7 protein-coding genes and 1 pseudogene are annotated in these 6,678 nt (G+C 40.4%); 7 read left to right on the top strand and 1 reads right to left on the bottom strand.

Annotated features, from left to right (window positions below; genetic code table 11):
* Positions 1-356 (top strand): annotated as a pseudogene (locus HMPREF0027_RS12630) (KilA-N domain-containing protein); the annotation flags it as partial.
* Between the two features lie 79 nt (positions 357-435).
* On the opposite strand, the gene prmB reads toward HMPREF0027_RS12630, so the two are convergent.
* On the bottom strand, positions 436-1,380 hold the full coding sequence (gene prmB, locus HMPREF0027_RS06685) for a 50S ribosomal protein L3 N(5)-glutamine methyltransferase (protein WP_005623346.1): 945 nt from the start codon (positions 1,378-1,380) through the stop codon (positions 436-438).
* Positions 1,381-1,469: 89 nt separating this feature from the next.
* Between prmB and bioA the strand changes: the two genes are divergently transcribed.
* From bioA to smrB, 6 genes are read left to right on the top strand one after another with little or no spacing between them, the layout of a single operon-like run.
* Positions 1,470-2,768, top strand: a complete 1,299-nt coding sequence (gene bioA, locus HMPREF0027_RS06680) for an adenosylmethionine--8-amino-7-oxononanoate transaminase (protein ID WP_005623344.1) — start codon at positions 1,470-1,472, stop codon at positions 2,766-2,768.
* Between the two features lie 28 nt (positions 2,769-2,796).
* Positions 2,797-3,960 (top strand): 8-amino-7-oxononanoate synthase, encoded by a 1,164-nt coding sequence (locus HMPREF0027_RS06675; RefSeq protein ID WP_044024337.1) that lies wholly within the window; start codon positions 2,797-2,799, stop codon positions 3,958-3,960.
* 10 nt (positions 3,961-3,970) lie between these two features.
* Entirely contained in the window at positions 3,971-4,630 is a 660-nt protein-coding gene (locus tag HMPREF0027_RS06670) for a DUF452 family protein (protein ID WP_044024336.1), read from the top strand.
* Positions 4,618-5,388 (top strand): malonyl-ACP O-methyltransferase BioC, encoded by a 771-nt coding sequence (gene bioC / locus HMPREF0027_RS06665; RefSeq protein ID WP_005623338.1) that lies wholly within the window; start codon positions 4,618-4,620, stop codon positions 5,386-5,388. The genes HMPREF0027_RS06670 and bioC overlap by 13 nt, the downstream gene beginning before the upstream one ends.
* Positions 5,388-6,029 (top strand): dethiobiotin synthase, encoded by a 642-nt coding sequence (gene bioD, locus HMPREF0027_RS06660; protein WP_005623336.1) that lies wholly within the window; start codon positions 5,388-5,390, stop codon positions 6,027-6,029. Before bioC ends, bioD begins: the two co-directional genes overlap by 1 nt.
* Positions 6,023-6,565, top strand: a complete 543-nt coding sequence (gene smrB / locus HMPREF0027_RS06655) for an endonuclease SmrB (protein WP_005623335.1) — start codon at positions 6,023-6,025, stop codon at positions 6,563-6,565. The genes bioD and smrB overlap by 7 nt, the downstream gene beginning before the upstream one ends.
* The last annotated feature ends 113 nt before the right edge of the window (positions 6,566-6,678 follow it).

Here is a 6,678-nt window from a genome sequence, read left to right as displayed (position 1 = left end):
ACTACAGCCCCAAAATTAATTATAAAATTCATACCGAAACGATTAAAACATACTTATTGACTGATTTAACAACCGAACAACTTTCATTTAAATATGCTTCGGAAGCGGATTTGCTGAATGTGGCATTGTTTAATCAGACCGCAAAGCAATGGAGAGCAAAGAATCCCGAGGCGAAAGAGAATATGAGGGATGAGGCAAGTTTGAACGAATTGTTAGTATTAGCGAATATGGAAAGTTACAATGCGATTTTGCCTGAAAAGCAAGTTGGCCAAAAGGAAAGAATGCAAGAATTACGTAGGTTAGCTAGAACACAATTAGTATCATTAGAAAAATTAAATTTAGGCTTACTCAAGTAAATTTATTGGCGAATTTTAAGCGGTCATCTTTCTTCAAAATTTTGTAAAAAATGGAAGAAAGATGACCGCTTTTTTATATTTATTGGAATAAATGATGATGTTTCACCAATTCCTCACGAGTGAGGGTAAATACACCGAGACCGCCGTTTTTGAGTTCAACCCAGTGGAATGGTACGCTTGGGAATTGTTCCATTAAATGCACCATACTGTTGCCGACTTCGCAAACTAATACACCGTTATCTGCCAAATAATTCGGTGCTTCGGCAAGAATTCGTTTGGTAATGTCTAAACCGTCAACACCGGAGCCTAATGCTAATTCCGGTTCGTGGTGGAATTCTTGCGGCATATAGCCCAAATCCTCTTGGTCAACATACGGCGGATTAGTCACAATCAAATCATATTTATCTTGCGGAATATCGGTAAATAAATCCGAGCTGATTGGGAATACACGATGTGCGACCTGATGATGCTCAATATTAATTTGTGCGACATCTAACGCATCAAGCGATAAATCAACCGCATCAACTTCCGCATGCGGGAAGCGTTCGGCACAAGCAATCGCAATGCAGCCGCTACCGGTACACATATCTAAAATGCGCTTCGGTTCGGCTCGTAAGATACCGGTAAAACCTTGTTGAATTAATTCACCAATTGGTGAGCGAGGCACAATTACACGTTCGTCAACATAATATTCGGCACCACAAAACCATGTAGAATTAGTTAAATATGCCACCGGTTTACGCATACCTAAGCGCTGTTGAACCATCTCGATAATGCGCTCTTTCTCAATATGAGTCAGATTAGAGGAATACATCGCTTCCGGCACATCAATCGGTAAATTTAATGCACTTAATACAAGTTGGTGTGCTTCATCCCAAGGGTTATCCAACCCGTGACCATAGTATAGATCCGATGCATTAAAGTAACTGTACGTCCAGCGCATCATATCTTGAATCGTTTTTAAATCATCTGCGGCAGATGAATCTATGATTTCTTCTAATAATTCTAGGTTGTATTCGAACATAATTGTCCCTTTTAAGAGTAAAAATTGGCTTATTCTATACCGATATGCTTTTTTGCGCTAGAATTCCGCAAAATTAAAGGAAAATAAAAATGAGAACAACTCAGCTTATCGAATTAGACCAAAAACACATTTGGCATCCCTATTCTTCCATTACCAATCCTATTCCTGTTTATCCGGTAGAACGAGCAGACGGCGTGATCATCACTTTAAAAGACGGTCGTAAACTGATTGACGGAATGTCTTCATGGTGGGCGGCGCTACATGGTTATAATCATCCTCGTTTAAATCAGGCGGCAACTGAACAATTAAGCACAATGAGCCATATCATGTTTGGTGGTTTGACTCATGAGCCGGCGGCTAAACTTTCGCAAAAATTATTGGAAATCTTACCGCTTGAGCTAAATAAAATTTTCTTTGCTGATAGTGGCTCGGTTGCGGTTGAGGTTGCCATGAAGATGGCATTGCAATATGCCCAAGCAAGCGGTCAAAAAAATGCTAAAAAACGCACTAAATTTGCCACGATTCGTTCCGGTTATCACGGCGATACTTGGCATGCGATGTCGGTTTGTGATCCTGTTACCGGTATGCACGGTCTATTCAATTCCAGCTTACCGGTGCAATATTTTTTACCGCAACCGAGTGTGAAATTTGGTGAAGCATGGCGAGATGAAGCGATTTTGCCATTGCAAGAGTTATTTGAACAACATGGCGATGAGATTGCCGCATTAATTCTCGAACCTGTTGTACAGGGAGCAGGTGGAATGTATTTCTATTCGCCGGTTTATTTACAAAAAGCGAGAGAATTATGTGACCGTTTCGGGATTCTGTTAATTTTCGATGAAATTGCCACCGGCTTCGGGCGTACCGGTAAATTATTTGCTTTGCAACACGCTGAGGTAGCACCGGATATTATTTGCTTGGGCAAAGCGTTAACCGGCGGTTATTTGACTTTATCGGCAACCATCACCACAGAAAAAGTCGCAACGGTCATTTGCGAGGGAGAAGCAAAATGTTTTATGCACGGCCCGACATTTATGGCGAATCCGCTTGCCTGTGCGATTGCTTATGAATCGATTAATTTATTATTAGAAAGTGATTGGCAAGCCAATATTAAACGTATTGAACGGCAATTAATTGATGAGTTGGCGCCGGCAAAACACTTTAAATCGGTAACGGAAGTACGGGTATTAGGCGCAATCGGTGTATTAGAAATGCAACAGCCGGTTGATTTGATATCACTACAAAAATTATTTGTAAAACACGGTATTTGGGTTCGCCCTTTCGGCAAACTGGTTTACATTATGCCGCCGTTTATTATTAGTCAGACGGAATTAACCCAACTCACTAGCGCCTTATTACAAGCATTAAAAATAGCTTATAATGAATAAAAACGTAATACATTTGATTGGAGGTTTTATGAATGTATTCGAACAAAAGTTAGCGGAATTAACGCAAGCTGGTTTAAAGCGAGCGTTGCCGCCGATTCAACATGATGGAAAGTGGATTATTGCTGATAATCGGAGAATGTTAAATTTTTCCTCAAATGATTATTTGGGGCTAGCTTCAGATCAGCATTTACAGCATCAATTTTTGCAAAAAATCAGTGAAAATGAACCGCTTGTTATTCCGCTTACCTCATCTTCTTCTCGGCTACTGACCGGTAATTTCCCGATTTACCAAGATTTTGAGAGGTTGATTGCTAACCGTTTTCAGAGAGAGGCGGCTTTATTATTTAACAGTGGTTATCATGCCAATATCGGTATTTTGCCGGCGTTAGCGGATAAAAATACCCTCATTCTTGCCGATAAATTGGTACACGCCAGTTTGATTGACGGTATCCGTTTAGCCGGTGTGTCTTTTTATCGCTATCAACATAATAACCTCGAACATTTAACTCAATTACTCACTAAATATGCCACTCAGTTTGAGCGGATTATCATTGTTACCGAAAGTATTTTTAGTATGGACGGTGATATTGCGCCTTTGACTGAACTCGTGGTATTAAAAAAAGCCTTTGCCAGCCAGTGTCACATTATGCTGTATGTGGATGAAGCACACGCAATTGGGGCATACGGAGAGCAGGGCTTAGGTATGGCGGAAGTATTAAGCTGTATCGATGAGATCGATTTTTTAGTCGGTACCTTTGGCAAAGCATTGGCTTCGATGGGGGCTTATTTGGTTTGCGATCAAGTGATTAAAGATTACTTAATTAACACAATGCGTCCGCTGATTTTTTCGACCGCATTACCGCCGCTAAATGTCGCTTGGACGGCTTTTTTATTTGAACAATTACCAGAATTTCGCCGTAAACGACAACATTTGGCATTGCTTAGTGAAAAGTTAAAACAAGCGGTACAGCAGAAAAATAGTTATCCGCTACAAACGCAAAGCTGCATTATTCCGTTTGTAGTGGGAGAAAATGAACAAGCGGTGCAAAAAGCCAAAACATTGCAACAACAAGGTTTTTATTGCTTACCGATTCGCCCACCGACAGTGCCGAAAGGCACGGCTCGTATCCGCCTATCCTTAACCGCCGATTTAACCACAGAAGAATTAGAACGTTTAATTGTTTGTTTATAAGGAGAAACATGTGAAAACCAAATTAATTTCAACCCAACAAGCCAATTTGCTGATTTATTTTGCCGGTTGGGGTACGCCGGCATCGGTCGTTTCGCATTTAGCACTACCGGACGGCTATGACTTATTGATTTGTTATGATTACCGAGATTTAGACTTTCCTGCTTTTGATTTTAGTCGTTACCAAACCGTCCGCTTAGTAGCGTGGTCGATGGGCGTTTGGGTGGCAGAAAATGTATTATCTGAGATTAATTTGGCTTCTGCGACTGCGATTAACGGTACGCCTTTTCCGAAACACGATGAATGGGGCATTCCGCGACAGATATTCAACGGCACGCTACAAACATTAAATGCAGAAAATCGATTAAAGTTTGAACGCCGAATGTGTGGTGATAAACAGTTGTTAAATGTTTACCTCGCATTACCCGAACAGCGTCCCCTTACCGAAATTCATTATGAACTTGAGGTATTGAATACTGCAATTGAGGAAAAGCATATTATACCGAAGCGACACTGGACGAATGTCATTATTGGTGAGAAAGATCGGATTTTCTCGGCACAAAATCAACTCGCTTTTTGGCAAGATAAAAATGTACGTATTACACAAATACCTAAAGGCGAACATTATCTATGGCAACATTTTTCTGAGTGGCAGCAATTATGGCAAAGTTAGATAAGCCACTGATTGCACAACGTTTTGCTACCCATATCACGGAATATGACAAGCATGCGATCGCTCAACAACAGATTAATCGACAATTGGTAAATTTGCTCGCCCAAACGAACAAACAATGTTTTCAGCGAGTGCTGGAAATCGGTTGTGGCACGGGTGATTTAACTCAGCATTTAGTGCGTGAATATCAAGTGGAACATTTGGTCGTCAATGACCTGAGTGATGTCTATCAAGATCGCGTTTTGCAAAAAATTGGCGAAAATCGACCGCTTGTTTCCTTTGAGTTTGTGGCTGGTGATGCAGAACATTTAGCTTTTGAAGGGCAGTTTGATTTGATCAGTTCTGCGTCCGCAGTACAGTGGTTTGAACAACCGCAAATTTTTGTTTCGCAAGCCGCGAATCTGTTACAGCCAAAGGGTGTTTTGCTATTTAATAGTTTTACAACGGAAAATTTAGCGGAAATTCGTCAACTAACGGGTGTTGGGCTGACTTATCCAAGCCAAGCAGATTGGCATGCTTGGTTAAGTAAAGACTTTACCCAGTTACAGATTATGCAACAGCAGATTCGTTTAACCTTTGCTTCACCGCTTGCCGTATTGCAACATTTGCGGAAAACGGGGGTAACGGCAATTAGTACACAAACGTGGATACGCAAAAAGTTGATGGCATTTAGTGAACAATATCAAGCGCAATTTAGCTGTGAACAAGGCGTTTATTTGACTTACGCACCAATTTTTATTTTGGGAGTGAAAAAATAATGGGCAAAATCATTTTTGTATCGGGCATCGATACTGATATTGGCAAAACAGTCGCTACCGGCTTTTATGCGAAACGTTTAATGGAACAAGGCTATTCGGTGATTACGCAAAAAATAATTCAAACCGGCTGTGAAAACGTTTCCAGTGATATTCTGCAACACCGCCGGATGCAGAATATGCCGTTAACCCAAGAGGATAAAGACGGTATTACTTGTCCTTATCTTTTTCGCTATCCTTGTTCGCCACATTTGGCAGCGGAAATGGAAAATACCGTGATTGATACGCACAAAATTGCAGAAGCCAGCCGATTATTAGCCGAAAAATATGACTACGTTTTGTTAGAGGGCGCTGGCGGTTTGGCTGTGCCTTATGATAACCAACATACCACACTTGATTATATTGCAGAGCAGCAATTACCGCTGATTTTAGTCACTTCCGGCAGATTAGGTTCGATTAATCACACCTTGCTCAGTTTAATGGCTTGCCAACAAAAACAGATTCCGTTAATCAGTTTGATCTATAATAGTTATCCGCAAACGGATGAAATAATTCAGCAAAATACGCTAAACTATTTAAGAGAATATATTGAACATAATTTCCCAAATGCGGAATTTTTAGTAATGGACAAACAAGAATGTTAGATAACGAAGATTTTGCACTTTTCCAAGAAGCGGTAAAAGGCACGAAAAAAATTAAACAGGATACTTTTGTACCGAAAACTGCGCCTCGTAAAAAAGTTAATGAGTTACGAGAGTTGCAAGAACAAAAAGACACCGAGTTTTTCTTCTCTGATGAATATGAACCGTTATTACGAGAAGAAAATGAGAAAATCAAATATTTGCGTGCGGACATTGACCCGTATATTTTGAAGCAACTACGCCGTGGTGATTTTCAGCCGGAACTTTTTTTAGATTTACACGGTTTAACTCGTGAACAAGCGAAAAAAGAATTAGCGGCACTGATTTTGGCGTGTGAGAGAGAACAAGTCTATTGCGCCAGCATAATGACCGGTTTCGGCACACGTACTTTAAAAGATCAAATTCCCCGTTGGTTGGTGCAACACCCTAAAATCATTGCTTTACACCAAGCACCAAGAGAGTGGGGTGGTGATGCGGCAATTTTGATTTTAGTAGAAAAAATCGAAAGTCCGGAAAGACGTTTATTCGAACGTAAATAACTCATGACAAGCGGTCGTATTTTTGCAAAATTTTGCACAGATCCGACCGCTTGATCTATCTATCTTATAAGGAAGTTTGTAGAATGCAAACCTTTATTTATAAAGGAGAATTT

This window comes from Actinobacillus ureae ATCC 25976, from assembly GCF_000188255.1.
In the GTDB taxonomy this organism is placed as follows: domain Bacteria; phylum Pseudomonadota; class Gammaproteobacteria; order Enterobacterales; family Pasteurellaceae; genus Actinobacillus; species Actinobacillus ureae.
Note: the sequence above shows the minus strand (reverse complement) of the source record. Positions and strands in the feature narration are given on the sequence as shown.